This is a genomic window from Methylorubrum podarium, from assembly GCF_040270385.1.
In the GTDB taxonomy this organism is placed as follows: Bacteria; Pseudomonadota; Alphaproteobacteria; order Rhizobiales; family Beijerinckiaceae; genus Methylobacterium; species Methylobacterium podarium.
Genome location: NZ_JBELQE010000050.1, coordinates 47,187 through 63,316, shown reverse-complemented (window position 1 = coordinate 63,316; position 16,130 = coordinate 47,187). Strand labels below are relative to the sequence as shown.

At 70.3% G+C, this 16,130-nt stretch carries 17 protein-coding genes; 9 read left to right on the top strand and 8 right to left on the bottom strand.

All coding sequences use genetic code 11. The features are described 5' to 3' along the window. Nucleotides 1-71: 71 nt before the first annotated feature. Entirely contained in the window at nt 72-1,445 is a 1,374-nt protein-coding gene (locus tag ABS772_RS08260; RefSeq protein WP_350393667.1) for a methyl-accepting chemotaxis protein, read from the bottom strand. A gap of 432 nt (nt 1,446-1,877) precedes the next feature. On the opposite strand from ABS772_RS08260, the gene nadA reads away from it, so the two are divergent. Genes nadA through nadC form a run of 3 tightly spaced genes read left to right on the top strand, consistent with a single transcriptional unit; the run spans nt 1,878 to nt 5,303 of the window. Continuing rightward, entirely contained in the window at nt 1,878-2,921 is a 1,044-nt protein-coding gene (gene nadA / locus ABS772_RS08255) for a quinolinate synthase NadA (protein ID WP_350393665.1), read from the top strand. After that, nucleotides 2,921-4,450, top strand: coding sequence for an L-aspartate oxidase (locus ABS772_RS08250; protein ID WP_350393663.1), 1,530 nt, complete (start codon nt 2,921-2,923; stop codon nt 4,448-4,450). The genes nadA and ABS772_RS08250 overlap by 1 nt, the downstream gene beginning before the upstream one ends. Further along, nucleotides 4,443-5,303 carry a carboxylating nicotinate-nucleotide diphosphorylase gene (gene nadC, locus ABS772_RS08245; protein ID WP_350393661.1) on the top strand — a complete coding sequence of 287 codons (861 nt, stop codon included), beginning with the start codon at nt 4,443-4,445 and terminating at the stop codon, nt 5,301-5,303. Before ABS772_RS08250 ends, nadC begins: the two co-directional genes overlap by 8 nt. On the opposite strand, the gene ABS772_RS08240 is transcribed toward nadC, so the two are convergent. Continuing rightward, entirely contained in the window at nt 5,275-5,703 is a 429-nt protein-coding gene (locus ABS772_RS08240; protein ID WP_350393658.1) for a GNAT family N-acetyltransferase, read from the bottom strand. The genes nadC and ABS772_RS08240 overlap by 29 nt on opposite strands. 307 nt (nt 5,704-6,010) lie before the next feature. Between ABS772_RS08240 and ABS772_RS08235 the strand changes: the two genes are divergently transcribed. Next, a complete protein-coding gene (locus tag ABS772_RS08235; protein ID WP_350393655.1) occupies nt 6,011-6,688 on the top strand; it encodes a L,D-transpeptidase in 678 nt (225 codons plus the stop codon). A gap of 81 nt (nt 6,689-6,769) precedes the next feature. On the opposite strand, the gene ABS772_RS08230 is transcribed toward ABS772_RS08235, so the two are convergent. Next, nucleotides 6,770-6,907 carry a hypothetical protein gene (locus ABS772_RS08230; protein WP_238256642.1) on the bottom strand — a complete coding sequence of 46 codons (138 nt, stop codon included), beginning with the start codon at nt 6,905-6,907 and terminating at the stop codon, nt 6,770-6,772. A 158-nt stretch (nt 6,908-7,065) separates the two neighbouring features. On the opposite strand from ABS772_RS08230, the gene ABS772_RS08225 reads away from it, so the two are divergent. Beyond that, nucleotides 7,066-7,308, top strand: coding sequence for a DUF2171 domain-containing protein (locus ABS772_RS08225; RefSeq protein ID WP_238256643.1), 243 nt, complete (start codon nt 7,066-7,068; stop codon nt 7,306-7,308). 106 nt (nt 7,309-7,414) lie between these two features. Continuing rightward, nucleotides 7,415-7,570, top strand: a complete 156-nt coding sequence (locus ABS772_RS08220; protein ID WP_238256644.1) for a hypothetical protein — start codon at nt 7,415-7,417, stop codon at nt 7,568-7,570. Between the two features lie 45 nt (nt 7,571-7,615). Here ABS772_RS08220 and ABS772_RS08215 read toward each other — a convergent pair whose 3' ends face one another. After that, nucleotides 7,616-8,044: a DUF971 domain-containing protein gene (locus ABS772_RS08215; RefSeq protein ID WP_350393652.1), complete on the bottom strand. Its 429-nt coding sequence runs from the start codon at nt 8,042-8,044 to the stop codon at nt 7,616-7,618. Nucleotides 8,045-8,188: 144 nt separating this feature from the next. Between ABS772_RS08215 and moaA the strand changes: the two genes are divergently transcribed. After that, nucleotides 8,189-9,223, top strand: coding sequence for a GTP 3',8-cyclase MoaA (gene moaA, locus ABS772_RS08210; protein ID WP_238256646.1), 1,035 nt, complete (start codon nt 8,189-8,191; stop codon nt 9,221-9,223). Between the two features lie 202 nt (nt 9,224-9,425). Here the strand turns inward: moaA and ABS772_RS08205 are convergent, their stop codons facing one another. After that, nucleotides 9,426-10,346 carry a WcbI family polysaccharide biosynthesis putative acetyltransferase gene (locus ABS772_RS08205; RefSeq protein ID WP_350393650.1) on the bottom strand — a complete coding sequence of 307 codons (921 nt, stop codon included), beginning with the start codon at nt 10,344-10,346 and terminating at the stop codon, nt 9,426-9,428. Further along, nucleotides 10,247-11,443, bottom strand: coding sequence for a GSCFA domain-containing protein (locus ABS772_RS08200; protein WP_350393649.1), 1,197 nt, complete (start codon nt 11,441-11,443; stop codon nt 10,247-10,249). Before ABS772_RS08200 ends, ABS772_RS08205 begins: the two co-directional genes overlap by 100 nt. Before the next feature lie 328 nt (nt 11,444-11,771). On the opposite strand from ABS772_RS08200, the gene ABS772_RS08195 reads away from it, so the two are divergent. Next, entirely contained in the window at nt 11,772-12,638 is an 867-nt protein-coding gene (locus ABS772_RS08195; RefSeq protein ID WP_350393647.1) for an NAD(P)-dependent oxidoreductase, read from the top strand. Here the strand turns inward: ABS772_RS08195 and miaA are convergent. Then, nucleotides 12,616-13,569 carry a tRNA (adenosine(37)-N6)-dimethylallyltransferase MiaA gene (miaA, locus tag ABS772_RS08190; protein WP_350393646.1) on the bottom strand — a complete coding sequence of 318 codons (954 nt, stop codon included), beginning with the start codon at nt 13,567-13,569 and terminating at the stop codon, nt 12,616-12,618. The genes ABS772_RS08195 and miaA overlap by 23 nt on opposite strands. 11 nt (nt 13,570-13,580) lie before the next feature. Between miaA and serB the strand changes: the two genes are divergently transcribed. After that, complete coding sequence (gene serB / locus ABS772_RS08185; protein WP_350393645.1) at nt 13,581-14,477, top strand: phosphoserine phosphatase SerB; 897 nt, start codon at nt 13,581-13,583, stop codon at nt 14,475-14,477. A 42-nt stretch (nt 14,478-14,519) separates the two neighbouring features. Here serB and ABS772_RS08180 read toward each other — a convergent pair whose 3' ends face one another. Next, nucleotides 14,520-16,055 (bottom strand): DegQ family serine endoprotease, encoded by a 1,536-nt coding sequence (locus tag ABS772_RS08180; protein WP_238256652.1) that lies wholly within the window; start codon nt 16,053-16,055, stop codon nt 14,520-14,522. Between the last annotated feature and the right edge of the window lie 75 nt (nt 16,056-16,130).

Sequence of the window (16,130 nt, the reverse complement as noted above, 5' to 3'; positions counted from 1 at the left end):
TCGCGGCAGGGGCCGCGCCTGCGAGTAGGGCAGGGCGGCCCCTCTTTTCGGTTAGGCCAGAGACAGGCGGGTCAGGCCGCCTCGATGATCCGGGCGGCGGCGGTCGCCATGTCCTTCATCGCCGCGTTCGCGGCCTGATAGGCCGGCGTTCCGACATCCCAGTTGCCTTGGCCGAGCGCTTTGACCATGCGCTCGGCTTCCTCGTGAGCCGTCGCCTCGGCTTTCAGGAAGGCCTCCGCCGCATGTCGGCGCGCGGGGTCGGCGGCGAGAGCCTGCACCGCTTGCCGGGCAGCACGGTTGCGAAGCACGGCGGCGGCCGGCTCGGCGGGCGCGGCGCCGAGCAGGATCGTCGCCAGCCCACGCTTCCACACGCCGATATCGGCGGGCAGGCGCACCAGTTCGTAGAGGTCGAGCCCGCTCGTCTCGGCCAGTGCCGTCTGGGCCAGGGTCTCGGCTTTTACGAGGCGCTTGGTGATGCTGTCGATCTCGGTGCGGGTCTTGGCCGCCTTGGCGGCGATGTTCTGCACGCTGCTCGAAATCTCCGCCGTCGCGCTGCTCTGCTGGGTGATGGCCGCGGCCAGGGCCGCATTCATCTCGCTCGTCCGCGCGATCCGCTCGGCCGCTCCCTCGACGCGGATGCCGAGGCTGTCGACCACGCTGCTGCCGGTCGAGACGGCTGACCGGCTCTCCTCGACGGCGCGGGCGATCTGGCTCATCTCGCCCTGCAGGGTGTGAAGCCAGGTGCGGATCTGCTCCGTCGAGCGGGCGGTCTGTCCGGAGAGCGACTTCACCTCGGCCGCGACGACCGAGAAGCCGCGTCCCGCCTCGCCCGCGCGCGCGGCTTCGATGGTGGCGTTGAGCGCCAGCAGGTTGGTCTGGCTGGAGATCGTGGCGATGGTGCCCGCCATGGTGCCGATCTCGGCGATGGCGTTCTGGAGCAGCTGCAGCCGCTCGTCGATCTGATGCGTGCGGTCGCGGATCGAATCCATCGCCGAACGGGCGTTGCCGACATCGGACATGCAGGCGGTCATCGCCTCGTGCGCCTGCGCAGCGCTGGAGCCGGCGGCCTCCGAGGTCTCGGCGACCTCGGCGATGGACGCGCCCATCTCTTCGATGGCGCTCGCGATGGTCTGCGTCGCCTGCGCGACCTCGCCCACGTCGTAGGTCGTCCAGCCGATATTGATCGCCCCTTCCGAGGCTTCCTTGGCGATGGCGGCGATGTTCGCGCGCTCCGTGCGCAGATCCTTGCGCTGCGCCCGTTCGAGCTCGCCGAGAGCCGCCCCCACGGCGCTCCCCGGCACGCCGGAGGCGTCGAGGCCGGAGCGGTCCGTCAGGCGCTTCAGCGCGTCGATCAGGCGTGCCTCGTCGGAGGGGCCGCTGGCCGGGATATCAGATGTAATGGGAGTCGACGGTCCGGCAATTCGACCGCGCTTCAGAGACAGCATGGCGTTCAAGGCCCCCAATTCTTTTTCCCCGCTTGTGATCGAGACACTTGCCCAGAACAGTCCGGCGTGACGTCGGTCGGCATACCGACCGTCAACTTGCAGTTGGACGAAATCTCTTCGCGGCGGTGTCTCAGATTATCGCTCGGAGCGAGTTAACAGGCGATTGAGAGGGCTCGTTGAGGTTTTTTCTTCGCGGAAGTGCAGAGCGAAAATTCAAATATGCATGTTGAGGAATGACAAGATCGCCCTGCAATTTACTGATCCGGGCAGGGTACGCCCCCACGGCGGAGCCGGACGCCATGCGTGTGCACCCGCAGCAAAAGGTTTGCGTCGCAAAAACGTTATGCTCAGTCTCAGCATATCTGGACAAGGCGGGACGCGGCCCCTAAGTTAGGCGGCACAATGCTCACTTTGAGCATAAAGGAGACCGCGATGTCCCAGGCAGGATCCGCCCTTCGCGAGCCGGCCGGACGGGCCTTCCCGCTGCCCGATCTGTACGAGCGCGTGAGCCGTCACGTGCCTGCCATCGAGTGGCCGGCGCTCGCGCCCGACGTCGAGGCGATCCTGCGGCTGAAACGCGAGCGCAACGCGGTGGTTCTCGCCCACAATTATCAGGCGCCGGAGATCTTCCACACCGTCGCGGACATCGTCGGCGACAGCCTCGCCCTGGCGCGCGAGGCGGCGCGGGTGGACGCGGACGTCATCGTGCTGGCCGGCGTCCACTTCATGGCCGAGACCGCCAAGCTCCTGAACCCCGCCAAGACGGTGCTGATGCCCGACATGGCCGCCGGCTGCTCGCTCGCCGACTCGATCAGCGCCGCCGACGTGCGCGCGCTGCGGGCGAAGTATCCGGGCGTCCCGGTGGTGACCTACGTCAACACCTCCGCCGCGGTGAAGGCGGAATCGGACGTGTGCTGCACGTCCGGCAACGCCGCCGACGTCGTGCGCGCGCTCGGCGTGAAGCGGGTCCTGATGATCCCCGACGAGTTCCTGGCCCGCAACGTCCAGCAGCAGGTCCCGGAAGTTGAAATGCTGACCTGGGCCGGGCACTGCGAGGTGCACGAGCGCTTCACCCCGGCCGACATCGCCGAGGTGCGCGACAGCTATCCCGGCATCACCGTGATCGCCCACCCGGAATGCCCGCCGGAGGTGGTCGAGGCGTCGGACTTCTCCGGCTCGACGGCGATGATGATGAACTACGTCACCGAGAAGCGGCCGTCCCAGGTCGTGCTCGTGACCGAGTGCTCGATGGCCGACAACATCGCGGTCGCCAATCCCGACATCGAGTTCATCAAGCCCTGCAACATGTGCCCGCACATGAAGCGGATCTCCCTGCGCAACATCCGCCAATCCCTCGAGACGATGACGCACGAGATCACCGTCGAGGAGGGACTGGCCGAGCGGGCGCGCCGCGCCGTCGAGCGGATGCTCGCGGTCAAGCCGACCCAAACCGTCTCGCCGCGGCAGGCTGCCTGATGAGCATCGTTGCCCGGAGCCCCGCCGACCGGGTGATCGTGGTCGGCGCCGGGGTGGCGGGGCTCGCCACCGCCCTGCAGCTCGCGCCGCGCCCGGTGACCCTCATCACCGCCGCCCCCCTCGGCGCCGGTACGGCCACGGGCTGGGCGCAGGGCGGCATCGCCGCCGCGATGGGCGCCGACGACGCGCCGTCGCTGCACGCGGACGACACGCTCGCCGCGGGCGCCGGCCTCACCGAGCCGGACGTGGCGCTCCGCGTCGCGGAGGCGGGACCGGGCCTGATCGACTGGCTCGTCGGCCTCGGCACCGGCTTCGACCGCGAGCCGGACGGCGCTCTGGCGCTCGGCCTGGAGGCGGCCCATAGCCGCCGCCGCATCGTGCGGGCGCGGGGCGACTCGACCGGCCGGACCGTGCTCGACGCGCTGGTGCGCGCCGTCCAGGCGACGCCGTCGATCGAGACCCTCGTCGCAGGCCTCCACGGCTTGATGCAGGACGCCGACGGCCGGGCGCGCGGTGTCGTGTGCGAGCGAGACGGCGTCGCCTTCCGCCTGCCCGCCCGCGCGGTGGTGCTGGCGACCGGCGGCGTCGGCGCGCTCTACGCCTCCACCACCAATCCGCGCGGCGCCCTCGGGCGCGGCCTCCTCGCCGCCGCGCGGGCCGGTGCCGCCCTGCGCGACCTCGAATTCGTGCAGTTCCACCCGACCGCCATCGCCGCCGGCCGCGATCCGATGCCGCTGGCGACCGAGGCGCTCCGCGGCGAGGGCGCAAGGCTGATCGACGAATCCGGCGAGCCCGTGATGGCGGGCATCGAGGGCGGCGACCTCGCCCCCCGAGACGTGGTGGCCCGCGGCATCTTCCAGGCGCTCGGCCGTGGCCGCACCGTCTATCTCGACACGCGCGGCCGGCTCGGTGCGCGCATGTCCCGGCGCTTCCCCACGGTCGCCGCGCTCTGCGCCGAGGCCGGCATCGATCCGGCGGTGCAGCCGATCCCGGTGCGGCCTGCGGCGCACTACCATATGGGCGGCATCCTCGTGGACGCGGCCGGGCGCAGCACGGTGCCGGGCCTCTGGGCCTGCGGCGAGGTCGCCTCGACCGGATTGCACGGCGCGAACCGCCTCGCCAGCAACTCGCTCCTGGAAGCTCTGGCCTTCGCGCCCCGCATCGCCGAGTCGGTCGGCGAGGCGTCTCCGCTCGCGAGCGTGGACCGCCCGGCGCGTCTGCCCCAGATCCGGTCGGAGGATGCGGCGGTGCTGTCCGAGATTCGCGGACTCATGGAGCACGGCGTCGGCGTCGTGCGCGACGCGGCGAGCCTGTCGCGGGCCGTCGATCGGCTCGCCGAGCTGTCCGAGCGCGGCAGCGACGCGGCAGCCACCGGGCTGCTGATCGCCCGCGCCGCTCTCGCCCGGCGCGAGAGCCGCGGCGCCCATTGGCGCAGCGATCATCCGGGCCAGCTTCCGGCCCGGCATTCCGTGGTCACGCCCGCCACCACCGAGGCCCCCCGCGCGCTTCAGGAACTCACCGATGCCTGACGATGTCCTGCTGCCGCTGCCGCGCCTCCTCGTGGAGCCCGTGGTGCGGGCGGCCCTTCTCGAAGATCTCGGCCGGGCCGGCGACATCACCACCGACGCCATCGTGCCCGCGGGAGAGCGGATGGAGGCGGTCATCGCCTCGCGCCAGGACGGCGTCATCGCCGGCACCGACGCCGCCGCCATCGCCTTCGAGCTGATCGACCCGAGCCTGAAGGTCACGGTCGAGCGGCCCGACGGGTCCCGCGTCAAGCCGGGCGATACGGTGATCCGTCTGTCCGGCCCGGCCCGCGCCGTGCTGACGGCCGAGCGCGTCGCCCTCAACCTGCTGTGTCGGCTGAGCGGCGTCGCCACGGCGACGGCTTCCCTGGTCGAGGCGGCGCGGCCGCACGGCAAGGCGCGGATCGTCTGCACCCGCAAGACCACGCCGGGACTGCGGGCGCTGGAGAAGCACGCGGTGCGCGCCGGCGGCGGCTCGAACCACCGCTTCGGCCTCGACGACGCGGTTCTGATCAAGGACAACCACGTCGCGGTCGCGGGCGGCATCATCCCGGCGATCGAGCGGGCGCGGGCGAGGACCGGTCACCTCGTCAAGATCGAGGTCGAGGTCGATACCCTGGCCCAGCTCGAAGAGGCGCTGTCCGTCGGCGCCGACGCGGTGCTGCTCGACAACATGAGCCCCGAAACCCTGCAGCAGGCCGTCGCCATGGTCGACGGTCGCGCCGTCACCGAGGCTTCGGGCCGGATCAACCGCGAGACGGTCGGGGCGGTCGCCGCGTCGGGCGTCGATCTGATCTCGGTCGGCTGGATCACCCACAGCTCGGCGATCATCGATCTGGGTCTCGACGCGGCGTAGCCACCGCGTCGCCGAGCCCGTCCTTCCGCATCCGGTATCGCTGGAACGTCTCGCTGTTCCGCGTCACCGTTTCCGCTTCGACGACCTGGAAGCGGGCCGCTTCGAAGAAGGGCCTCGCGGTCAGGCTGGCCTCGGTCCGCAGCGCGTCGAGGCTGAGGGCGGCGGCCTTCCCCTCGACGGCTCGAAGCAGCGCCCGCGCGACTCCCCTGCGCCCCTGGGCGGGATGGACATAGAGCATGTCGAGATGGCCGCAGGGTTCGAGCTCCGCGAACCCTGCGGCTTCCCTGTCGATCCACGCCACCCAGCCATGATTCCGCTTCCGACGCGCGATCCAGGCCGCCCGATCGACCCGTGACCACGCCTCGATCTGCGCCGGGCCGTAATCGACCGAAGCGGTCACGCGGATGGCCGATCAGAAGATCGCGATCACGGCCTCCAGGTCGGAAGCGGCCGAGGGACGGACGTCGATCCGGCTCACGCGCGACCTCCCCTCCATCGGTTCCCTCCGCCGACGATAATCCTTGCGCGTAAGGCCAAGCTGCCACAGTGTGGCCACACGGTCACGAGGGCGGCCGAAGCGGTACTGCAACGCAAATCAAGCTTGGCTTTAGACCGCGAGCGTTTACGCCTTGGCGAGGGTCCGCACGGCATCGTGCGGCGGTTCTTTCACCGCGTCCCCTGTTCTTCGCCTGCCCCGAGAGGCCCTGATGCGCCGTTTCGTCGTTGCCCTGGGCGGGCTTGCCTGCGCGACGGTCGCGCTTGCAAGCCCCGCCGCCGCCTATGAGATCGACCCGCTCACCCGTCAGCCCCTGAGCGATGTCCTGACGGTGCGCGTGCGCCCGCAGAACGTGCTGCCGACCGCCAACGCGGCCCTGCCGGCCGACATCCCCGGCACGCCGGGCTCCGCCGCCGATCCGCTCGCGTCGGCGGTGCCGCAGATGACCGCGATCCCGCGCGAAACGGTGGCCTATTCCGGACCCTACGCGCCCGGCACCATCGTCGTCGCCACCACCGAGCGCCGGCTCTACCTCGTCCAGCCCGGCGGCGAGGCCCTGCGCTACGGCGTCGGCGTCGGCCGGCCCGGCTTCACCTGGGGCGGCAACCAGACCGTCACGATGAAGCGCGAATGGCCCGATTGGCGCCCGCCGGCGGAGATGCTGCGTCGCCGCCCCGATCTGCCCCGCTACATGAAGGGCGGCATCGAGAACCCGCTCGGCGCCCGCGCCATGTATCTCGGCAACACGATCTACCGCATTCACGGCTCCAACGAGCCGGAGACGATCGGCACCGCCGTCTCCTCGGGCTGCATCCGCATGACCAACGAGGATGTGACCGACCTCTACAGCCGCGTGAAGGTCGGCGCCCGGGTCGTCGTCCAGCGCTGATCGTCCATCGAGGGCACAACGAGAAAGGGCCGGCAGCGATGCCGGCCCTTTTCTTGTGGGTCGTTCCGAAGCCGCCCGCCTTCAGCCGATCAGGAGCAGGTCCAGCACGACCACCGCGATGCCGCCGGCGATGGCGAGACCGAGGATGACGACGCTGCTGAGCTGATCGACGGTGTTCACGTCCTGCCCGACGCGGTGATGGGTGTCCGTGGCCGACATGGGCTGCCCTCCGTTGATGCGGTTGATGTCGCAGCCCAACGGCGTCGCGGGCCGATGGTTCAACGCCCCGCCGTCGCAGGTCGCCGTCCGGAGAGGCGCGGCTCGGGCGGAACATGCCTCCTTGATGCAGGTTGGCCTCGCTCAACAGGGAGGCAGCGATGGTCGATACCAGTCAGATCCGCGAACACGCCACCGTCGTCGGTTCGGACGGCGGCCATGTCGGCACGGTCGATCACGTCGCGAAGGGCGAGATCAAGCTGACGAAGAGCGACGCCGACGCGGGCGGACTTCACCACTACATCCCGCTCGACTTCGTCAGCGCCGTCGAGGGCGACCAAGTCCGCCTCGACCGCAGCGCGGAGGAGGTGAAGAAGGAATGGAGCACCTCGGGCGCGGCCTGACCGGACTGCTCGCCGCCTGAATAACCGGCGGAGACCTGATCCCGATTTGTATACGTCCCGGCACCCCCACGACGCGGCGGCCGGCGATCCATCCAGGGAGACCGATGTGACGGCACAGAACGAACGGCCGCGATCCGAGACCGAGCCGAAGCCGGCCGGCGATCCGCCCCCCACGCCCCAGCCGCCGGCTGGGGATCCGCCGCCGCGTCCGGACGCGATCCCCGACGAAGACCTCGACGAGGTCGAGGAGCAGCCGAGCTGAGACGATCCGCGGGTCGCCCCGGCGGCCCGCAATAACCCGAAAACCTCAGTGGCAGCCGCAGCTTCCGCTGCCGCAGCCGCCCTCGCCGTGGCTCGCCTTCGCCGGCGCGCTGGCCACGCGGTCGCGCGAGAGGCCGCGCTCCTCCAATTCGCGCAGGTAGGTCGACCAGCGGTTCCGGTACTCGCGGCCGAGGTCGAACAGGTAGTCCCAGCCGTAGATGCCGGTGTCGTGCATGTCGTCGAAGAACAGCTTCACGGCATAGTTGCCGACCGGCTCGACCGAGAGGATCGCGACCTCGCGCTTGCCGCCCAGCACCTTGCGCTCCGCCGGAGAATGGCCTTGAACCTCCGCGGACGGGCTCGACACGCGCAGGTACTCGGCGGGCAGTTCGAAGCGGTCGCCTCCGTCGAAGGCGACGGTCAGGATGCGCTTGTCGCCCGACAGGCGGATTTCGGTGGGCCAACGCTCACTCATCGACGATCCGTTCCACGCTCTCATGCCGGCGTTGCACGCGCGCGCTTGCCGGAAAATGCCACCGCCCTCATATGGATGGCGATGTTGGATCTGTCAGCCGACAAAACCGCCAACGCCGGAAACGAGTCGAGTTCAGAGGCGCGCATGTGGGGTCCCGCCGAAATCGCGCCTGCGCCAGTGCGCCCTGCGCCGCTGATCGACCCGTTCCAGCGGGCCATTACCTACCTGCGCATCTCGGTGACGGATCGCTGCGATTTCCGCTGTGCCTATTGCATGGCGGAGGACATGCAGTTCCTGCCCAAGCGCGATCTGCTGACCCTCGAAGAACTCGACAGGCTCTGCGGCGTCTTCATCGATCGCGGCGTGCGCAAGCTGCGGATCACCGGCGGCGAGCCGCTGGTGCGCCGCGACATCATGCACCTGTTCCGCCGGCTCTCCCGCCATCTGACGAGCGGGGCGCTCGACGAACTCACGCTGACGACGAACGGCTCGCAGCTCGCGCGATTCGCGCCGGAGCTGGCCGATCTCGGCGTGCGCCGGATCAACGTCTCGCTCGATACCCTCGACCCGCGGAAATTCCGGGAGATCACCCGGCGCGGCGACCTGTCCGTTGTGCTCGCCGGCATCGAGGCGGCCCGGGCGGCCGGCATCAAGGTCAAGATCAACGCCGTGGCGCTCAAGGGCGTCAACGAGGACGAGATCGCCGATATGATCGCCTGGGCCCACGGGCTCGGCATGGACATGACGCTGATCGAGGTGATGCCGCTCGGCGAGATCGAGGGCGACCGTACCGACCAGTTCCTGCCGCTCTCCGTCGCCCGCGAGCGTCTGGAGAGCCGCTACACCCTGACGCCGCTGCCCGACCGCACCGGCGGCCCGGCCCGCTACGTGCGGATCGAGGAGACCGGCGGACGGCTCGGCTTCATCACGCCGCTGACCCATAATTTCTGCGAGAGCTGCAACCGGGTACGGCTCACCTGCACCGGCAAGCTCTACATGTGCCTCGGCCAGGAGGATGCGGCGGACCTGCGCGCGGCGCTGCGCGCCTCGCCCGACGACGCGCTGGTGACGCAGGCCGTGGTGGAAGCGATCTCCCGCAAGCCCAAGGGCCACGACTTCGTCATCGAGCGCGCCCGCCCCGCGGCCGTGCCGCGGCACATGAGCGTGACCGGCGGCTGATCGGCCTCAACCCGTTTCCGGTTGCTTGGATCTGTTTAACCCCAACCGCCGTCATCCCGGGGCCGCGCAGCGGAACCCGGGATCTACCCGTGACGCGCGGCGAAAACAGGGTGTCGAGGCCAGTCGTGGATTCCGGGTTCGCCTCCGGCGCCCCGGAATGACGGGATCGGGCAAAACCCGTTTCAATTCCCCAGGAACCGTATCAACCCGCGACCGGGACCAAGGTGTCGCGAATCTCCGCGCTCGCCAGCCAGCTCTGAACGCGGTCGCAGTGCGCGGCGATCTTCGGCGTATGCGCGTAGATCGCCAGCGAGCCTTCCACCATCGTCCGCAGCTCGATGCAGCGGCCGGCATCCACCAGGAAGTTCAGGCCGCCGAGCGGCGGCTTGAAGGTGGTGCTACCGGGAACACCCAGCCGCGCCGCGATCTCCGGATAGACCGGCCAGACGCTGCCGCTCAGCGGATCGGGCAGGTAATCCTCGCAGGCCGCCGTCCGGGCCGGGATCTCGGCCCGCGCGAGGGCATCGCGGGCGAGGTCGGCGAGCACGAACAGTTTCGGGTGGTTGATCGTGTGCATGAAGCAGCCGCGGCGCATCCAGCCGGCGAACAGCCGGTCGAGGTTGCTCCCGTGCGCGCGGCTCATCGCCAGGAGCGAGTCGCGGTTCGTGAACCAGCCGTCGAGGTAGCCGATGCGGGAAAAGACCTCGGTCCGGAACAGCGAGACGATCTCCTCGACGGAGTAGCCGCGGGCGAAGCCGTAGACGATCAGCGCCGAGTGATAATCGCCCATCGGCGAGCCGAACAGACCGCCCTTGTGGGCGATGTAGACGATGTCCGGGTGGAAGGCCGGGAAGACGATCGTCGGGACCGGCACGTAGAGCCGGGCCGCTTCGGCGATCCGCAGGGGCGTCAGGTCGCCGAGCGCGCCGGCCTCGAACGGGAAGCACACCGTCAGCTCGGCCTCGGCCACCGCTTCGAGCAGCCGCCGCGGGTCCGACTCGAACTGCGGGAAGGTCGCCGGCTCTACCGACGCGATCCGAGCATCCGGCGCAAGGAACCCCAGGCACCCTGAAAGGACGGCGACCTGGCAGTTGTTGCCGACGACGACGATTCGCCTAGCCACGGCCGCGTGCCTCCCGCCGCCAGCAGTTCCTCGTCGCAGACCACCGCCGCCTGGCGCGCGAACTCGCGTCGCGCCTCGTGCAGGCTGCGGCTGGAGGCGGGGAGGGCGTCCTGGTCCCCGCCGTCGGTGAGATGGCGGAAGAAGACCCGCATGACATGATCGACACCGTCCTTGCTGACGGACCTGAGATCGCTCTCGAGATAGCGGTAGGCGCCCTCGGGCGAGGTGATGATCTCGTAGGAGGGGAAGTAGAGCGTGTCGTCGCGGGTGTCGGCGAGTCGCTGGGCGGCGACCCGCAGCACCGCCTTGCTGTGCACGGTCGATTGCAGCACGTGGCGTCCCTCGTAGGTCGCCACCAGCGGCACCGGCGAGACCGTCAGGATCAGGCGCGCCCGCGGGTTCACCGCCTTCAGGGCGTCGGCGAAGGCAGCGAGGTCCGCGATCACCTCCTCGACCGGCTGGTTCCGGAAGGTGTAGGCCGCCGGGTCGAAGGTGCCGGCGGCAACGCCCGGACAGAGTGGAAACGCCGCGCCGTCGGCCGAAGCCTGCCAGCCCTCGGTGAGGCCGAGGGTGAAGACGAAGACATCGAGGTCTTCGAACAGCCGCCGTACCTGCCCAAAGTGCTCCTGCCGCTCCGCCTCGACGGCCTCCGGGCTGTCGAAGCCCGCGGGCTCGATGCGCGGCCGGAACGGGTCGGCGAAGCGGCCGTCCGGCCGTTCCCAGGCGGTATCGGCGGGCGTGAAGCGGCCGTAGGCCCGGTCGATGAGCTGAAGCAGCTGGCGGGCGGTGTAGACGTTGCCGTAGCGCGCCGAGAACAGGCGGTAGCCGCGGGCGCGCGCCGCGTCCGGGGCCAGGCCGGCCGGCGCGTCTTCCGTGACGAGATAGTGGTAGCCGCTCGCCTGCAGCCGGTCGGCGATGTGCTGGGCGAAGCAACTGCCCGCGGTGGCGATCCGGGTCTGCCGCGTGAGCCGGAAAGTCTCCGGCACCGGCGGCCCGGCCATCGGATCGAGGGCGAACAGGGGCAGCGAGCCGACGGAGCGATCCCAGAAGGCGTGGTCGGCAAGACCGGAATAGGGATTTCGGGCGCGGTCCTGCATCGGCGGGCGGGACCCTAGCCGAGCGGACCCCCAGCGGCAACGGCCGTCCCCAGTCTCAGGGCGATCGCTTGAAAGCGCTCACCCTGGTTTTTGCCGGCCTCAGTCGCCGGCGCCCGCCTCCGCGGGCTCAGGCTTTCGCTCCGCTCGATGCTTTCCGGGGCTCACGCTCCGAAAAGCCCGCTCCGCGCGGCGCTCTTCGCGCCGCGAAGCTGCCAAAGCAGCTTCGAGCGATGGCCGTGCCAGTCTCATTGAGCCTGGCATTTTGAATGTCGCGCGCGCGGGGCTAGAGCACGGGGTCGGACGATCCGATACCGGAGACACCAATCCCATGGCGAAAGTCGCGTTCCTGGGCCTCGGCGTGATGGGCTCGCCGATGGCGGGGCACCTCGCGAAGAAGGGCCACGACGTCACCGTCTTCAACCGCACCGGCGCCAAGGCCGAGAGCTGGGTCGCCGCCAACGGCGGCCGCGCCGCCGCGACCCCCCGCGAGGCGGCGGCCGGATGCACCATCGTCTTCGCCTGCGTCGGCAACGACGACGACCTGCGCTCGGTCGTGCTCGGCGAGGCCGGCGCCTTCGCCGGCATGGAGAAGGGCGCGGTCTTCGTCGATCACACCACCGCCTCGGCCGAGGTCGCCCGCGAATTGTCCGCCGCCGCCGACGCGGCCGGACTCCGCTTCGTCGACGCGCCGGTCTCCGGCGGTCAGGCCGGCGCGGAGAACGGCACGCTCACGGTGATGTGCGGTGGCGAGGAGACGACCTACGCCGAGGTCGAGCCCGTCATCATGGCCTACGCCAAGTCCTGCCGCCTGCTCGGCCCTTCCGGCTCCGGCCAGCTCACCAAGATGGTCAACCAGATCGCCATCGCCGGGCTGGTTCAGGGATTGTCGGAGGCGATCCACTTCGCCAAGCGCGCCGGCCTCGACGTGGACTCCGTGCTCGACGTGATCTCGAAGGGCGCGGCCGGCTCCTGGCAGATGGAGAATCGCGGCCGCACCATGAACGCGGACAAGTTCGACTTCGGCTTCGCCGTCGAGTGGATGCGCAAGGATCTTGGCATCCTGCTCGCCGAGTCCCGCCGCAACGGCGCCCGCCTGCCGGTGACGGCCCTGGTCGATCAGTTCTACGCCGAGGTCGAGGCCATGGGCGGCAAGCGCTGGGACACCTCGTCCCTCATCGCCCGGCTGGAGCGCTGAGCCGAGCTTCCGCCAGGGACCACGCCGCCTCCGGCGTGGTCCAGTGCCAGTCCTCGCCCATCTGGTGGCGGAACCACGTGAACTGGCGCTTGGCGTAACGGCGGGTGTCGCCCTGGCCGCGCCGCACTGCCTCGTCGCGGGAGATCGCCCCGTCGAGATGGGCGATCAACCCCGGCACGCCGTGGGCGCGCATGACCGGCAGCAGGGGATCGAGGCGCCGCTCCCGCAGCGCGGCGACTTCGTCCAGGGCGCCCTGCTCCATCATCGTGACAAAACGCGCGTCGATCCGGCGCCGCAGGGTCTCGCGCTCGGCGGCGAGGAAGATCTTCAGCAGCGGTTTTCCCGCGAGCGGGCCGGGTTCGCGGGATTCGTGGAACGAGCCGATGGAGCGGCCGGTCGCCTCGAAGACCTCGAGGGCGCGCATCACCCGCATCCGGTCGGAGGGGCGCAGGCGCTGCGCGCTCGCGGGGTCTCGCAGCGCGAGCACCGCGTGGAGCGCCTCGGTCGGCTGGCTCTCGGCCTCCGCCCGGACCCTTGCCCGGACCTCGTCCGGCACTCTGGGCAGGTCCGAGATGCCCTCGTCGAGGGAGCGGAAGTACAGGCCGGTTCCGCCGACGAAGATCGGCAGGCTTCCCACTCCAAGCTCCGAGAGGATCGCCGCGGCGTCCCGTTGGAAGTGGCCGACGGAGAAGTTCACCGCGCCGTCCACGCTGCCGTAGAGGCGGTGGGGGGCGAGGGCCTCTTCCTCCGGGGTCGGCCGGGCCGAGAGCACGCGCAGGTCGGCATAGACCTGCATCGAATCCGTGTTGATCACCGTGCCGCCGACCGCGCGGGCGATCCGCAGGCCGAGCGCCGACTTGCCGGAGGCGGTGGGCCCTGCAATGAGGATGGCGGCCGGGCGCCCCGTCTCCTGCCCGTCCGAACCCTGCACGGCATCCCTCCATGACCCTCGTCGCGACGCTGATAGCAAACCCGGCCCGGCCCGCCATCACCGACGCGGTGCTGGCCGAGGCGCGCCGGGTGCTACGGACGGAGCATCAGCCGCGGATCCTCCACGGCGAGGTGGCGGCCGAACTGCTGGTTCCGGGCTCGCCCGACGAGGCCCCGGCCCTGACCGAAGCCCTGCGGGCGGCACTCGGATCCGAGCCGGTCGACGTCGCCGTGCTCCCCCACGACCAGCATCGCCGCAAGCGGCTGTTCCTCGCCGACATGGACTCGACCATGATCGAGCAGGAATGCATCGACGAACTCGCCGACGTCGTCGGCATCAAGGAGCGGGTGGCGGCGATCACCGAGCGGGCCATGCGCGGCGAGATCGCGTTCGAGCCGGCCCTGCGGGAGCGGGTGGACCTCCTGAAGGGCCTATCCGTCGGCGTGATCGACGGCCTGATCCGCGATGCGATCCGCCTGACGCCGGGGGGCGGCACCCTCGTCGCGACGATGCGGGCGCACGGCGCCTTCACCTGCCTCGTGTCGGGCGGCTTCACGCTGTTCACCGGTCCCATCGGCGCAAGTCTCGGCTTCGACGAGACCCGCGCCAACCGACTCGACGTGGCGGACGGGCACCTGACCGGGCGGTTGATCGAACCCATCGTCGGGGCGGAGGCCAAGCGGGCGAGCCTCATCGAGCTGCGCGACCGGCTGGGCCTGAGCCCCGCGGACACGATCGCCGTCGGTGACGGCGCCAACGACCTGGCGATGCTCGGAGAGGCGGGCCTCGGCGTCGCCTTACGGGCGAAGCCGAAGGTGGCCGAGGCCGCCCGCGTGCGGATCGAGCACGGCGACCTGACGGCGCTGCTCTACCTGCAGGGGTTCGCGGCGGCGGAGTTCGCGAAGTAGATCAGAGGGAAGGGCGCGACGCGCCCCTCCCAGGGCGGCGGCTCACTCCAGCCCGATGGCGACGAAGCGCACGTCGCCGCTGGCGCTGGCGACCAGCAGCAGCACCGACTTCCGGCCTTCCTTCTTGAGGGCCTCGATCCGCTTCGTCACGTCGGCCGGGTTCGACACCGCCTCCTGGCCGACCTCGACGATGACCTCGCCCGGCTGGATGCGCTTGTCGGCGGCGGTCGAGTTCGGATCGACCTTGGTGACGACCACGCCGTTCTTGACGCTCTCCTTGATGTTGTAGCGGCGGCGCGCCTCGTCGCTCAGGCCGGAGAGGTTGAGGCCGAGGATCTGGCGGTTGACCGGCTCCGCCTCGGGCTGCTTGACGTTGGCGACCTGGGTCTTCTCGCCGTCCTCGAGGCGGCCGAGCAGGACCGACTTCGTCTGCTCCTCGCCCTTGCGCACGATCTGGACGTCCACGGTCTTGCCGACCGGGGTCGCGGCGACGATGCGCGGAAGCTCGCTGGAGGATTTCACCGGCACGCCGTTGAACTTGACGATGACGTCGCCGACTTCGAGGCCCGCCGTCTTCGCCGGCCCCTTCTCGTCGACGCCGGCCACCAGCGCGCCCTTGGCGCCGCCCTTCAGGCCGAGCGCCTCGGCAGTGGCCTCATCGACGTTCTGGATGCGCACCCCGAGCCAGCCGCGGCGCACCTCGCCGAACTGCCGGAGCTGGTCGACGACCTGGCTCGCCGTGCCCGAGGGCACCGCGAAGCCGATGCCGACCGAGCCGCCGGAGGGCGAGAGGATGGCGGTGTTGATGCCGATTACCTCGCCGTCCATGTTGAACAGGGGACCGCCCGAATTGCCCTTGTTGATGGCCGCATCGGTCTGAATGTAATTGTCGTACGGGCCGGACTCGATGTTGCGGCCTCTCGCCGAGACGATGCCGGCGGAGACCGAGCCGCCGAGGCCGAACGGGTTGCCGATCGCCATCACCCAGTCGCCGGGGCGCATCTTGTCGGAATCGCCGAAGGGCACGGCCTTGAGCGGGCGCTCGGCCGTCGGCTTCACCCGGAGCAGGGCGAGGTCGATCTTCGGATCCTTGCCGATGATCTCCGCCTTCAGCTTGGTGCCGTCGTGCAGGATGACCTGGATGTCGTTGGCGTCGCCGATGACGTGGTTGTTCGTCACCACGATGCCCGAGGCGTCGATGATGAAGCCCGAGCCGAGCGAGTTCGACTTGCGCGTCTGCCCGCGCGGGCTGTCCTCGTCGCCCTTCGGCGCGCCCTGGCCGCGGCGCTTGAAGAACTCCTCGAAGAGATCCTCGAACGGCGTCCCCTGAGGCAGCTGCGGCAGGCTGCGGCCGCCCCGGTTGTTCGCCTCGACCGTCGTCGAGGCCGAGATGTTCACCACGGCATCCGTGACCTTCTCGGCGAGGTCGGCGAGCGATTCCGGTCCGCGGGCGAAGGCGGGAAGCGGCAGGGCGGTGACCGTGACGGTGACGCCCAGCACCGCGGCGGCGAGCGCCGACGAGGCGCGCCGGGCGAGAGACGGCGTTCGGCCCCGGACGGCGTTCGCGGCAGGTCTCATGGACGTTTCCTCAAGCTCCGAGAGTGCCTGGTTCAGGCCGGCTTATAAATTCGGCGGCCGGCACCCCCGATCAAG

Coding starts and splice junctions, on each gene's coding strand:
- nadC (WP_350393661.1), top strand. CDS start 4,443: ATGCCTGACGATGTCCTGCTGCCGCTGCCGCGCCTCCTCGTGGAGCCC.
- nadA (WP_350393665.1), top strand. CDS start 1,878: ATGTCCCAGGCAGGATCCGCCCTTCGCGAGCCGGCCGGACGGGCCTTC.
- ABS772_RS08235 (WP_350393655.1), top strand. CDS start 6,011: ATGCGCCGTTTCGTCGTTGCCCTGGGCGGGCTTGCCTGCGCGACGGTC.
- ABS772_RS08195 (WP_350393647.1), top strand. CDS start 11,772: ATGGCGAAAGTCGCGTTCCTGGGCCTCGGCGTGATGGGCTCGCCGATG.
- ABS772_RS08225 (WP_238256643.1), top strand. CDS start 7,066: ATGGTCGATACCAGTCAGATCCGCGAACACGCCACCGTCGTCGGTTCG.
- ABS772_RS08250 (WP_350393663.1), top strand. CDS start 2,921: ATGAGCATCGTTGCCCGGAGCCCCGCCGACCGGGTGATCGTGGTCGGC.
- ABS772_RS08260 (WP_350393667.1), bottom strand. CDS start 1,445: ATGCTGTCTCTGAAGCGCGGTCGAATTGCCGGACCGTCGACTCCCATT.
- serB (WP_350393645.1), top strand. CDS start 13,581: ATGACCCTCGTCGCGACGCTGATAGCAAACCCGGCCCGGCCCGCCATC.
- ABS772_RS08180 (WP_238256652.1), bottom strand. CDS start 16,055: ATGAGACCTGCCGCGAACGCCGTCCGGGGCCGAACGCCGTCTCTCGCC.
- ABS772_RS08200 (WP_350393649.1), bottom strand. CDS start 11,443: ATGCAGGACCGCGCCCGAAATCCCTATTCCGGTCTTGCCGACCACGCC.
- ABS772_RS08215 (WP_350393652.1), bottom strand. CDS start 8,044: ATGAGTGAGCGTTGGCCCACCGAAATCCGCCTGTCGGGCGACAAGCGC.
- ABS772_RS08230 (WP_238256642.1), bottom strand. CDS start 6,907: ATGTCGGCCACGGACACCCATCACCGCGTCGGGCAGGACGTGAACACC.
- moaA (WP_238256646.1), top strand. CDS start 8,189: ATGTGGGGTCCCGCCGAAATCGCGCCTGCGCCAGTGCGCCCTGCGCCG.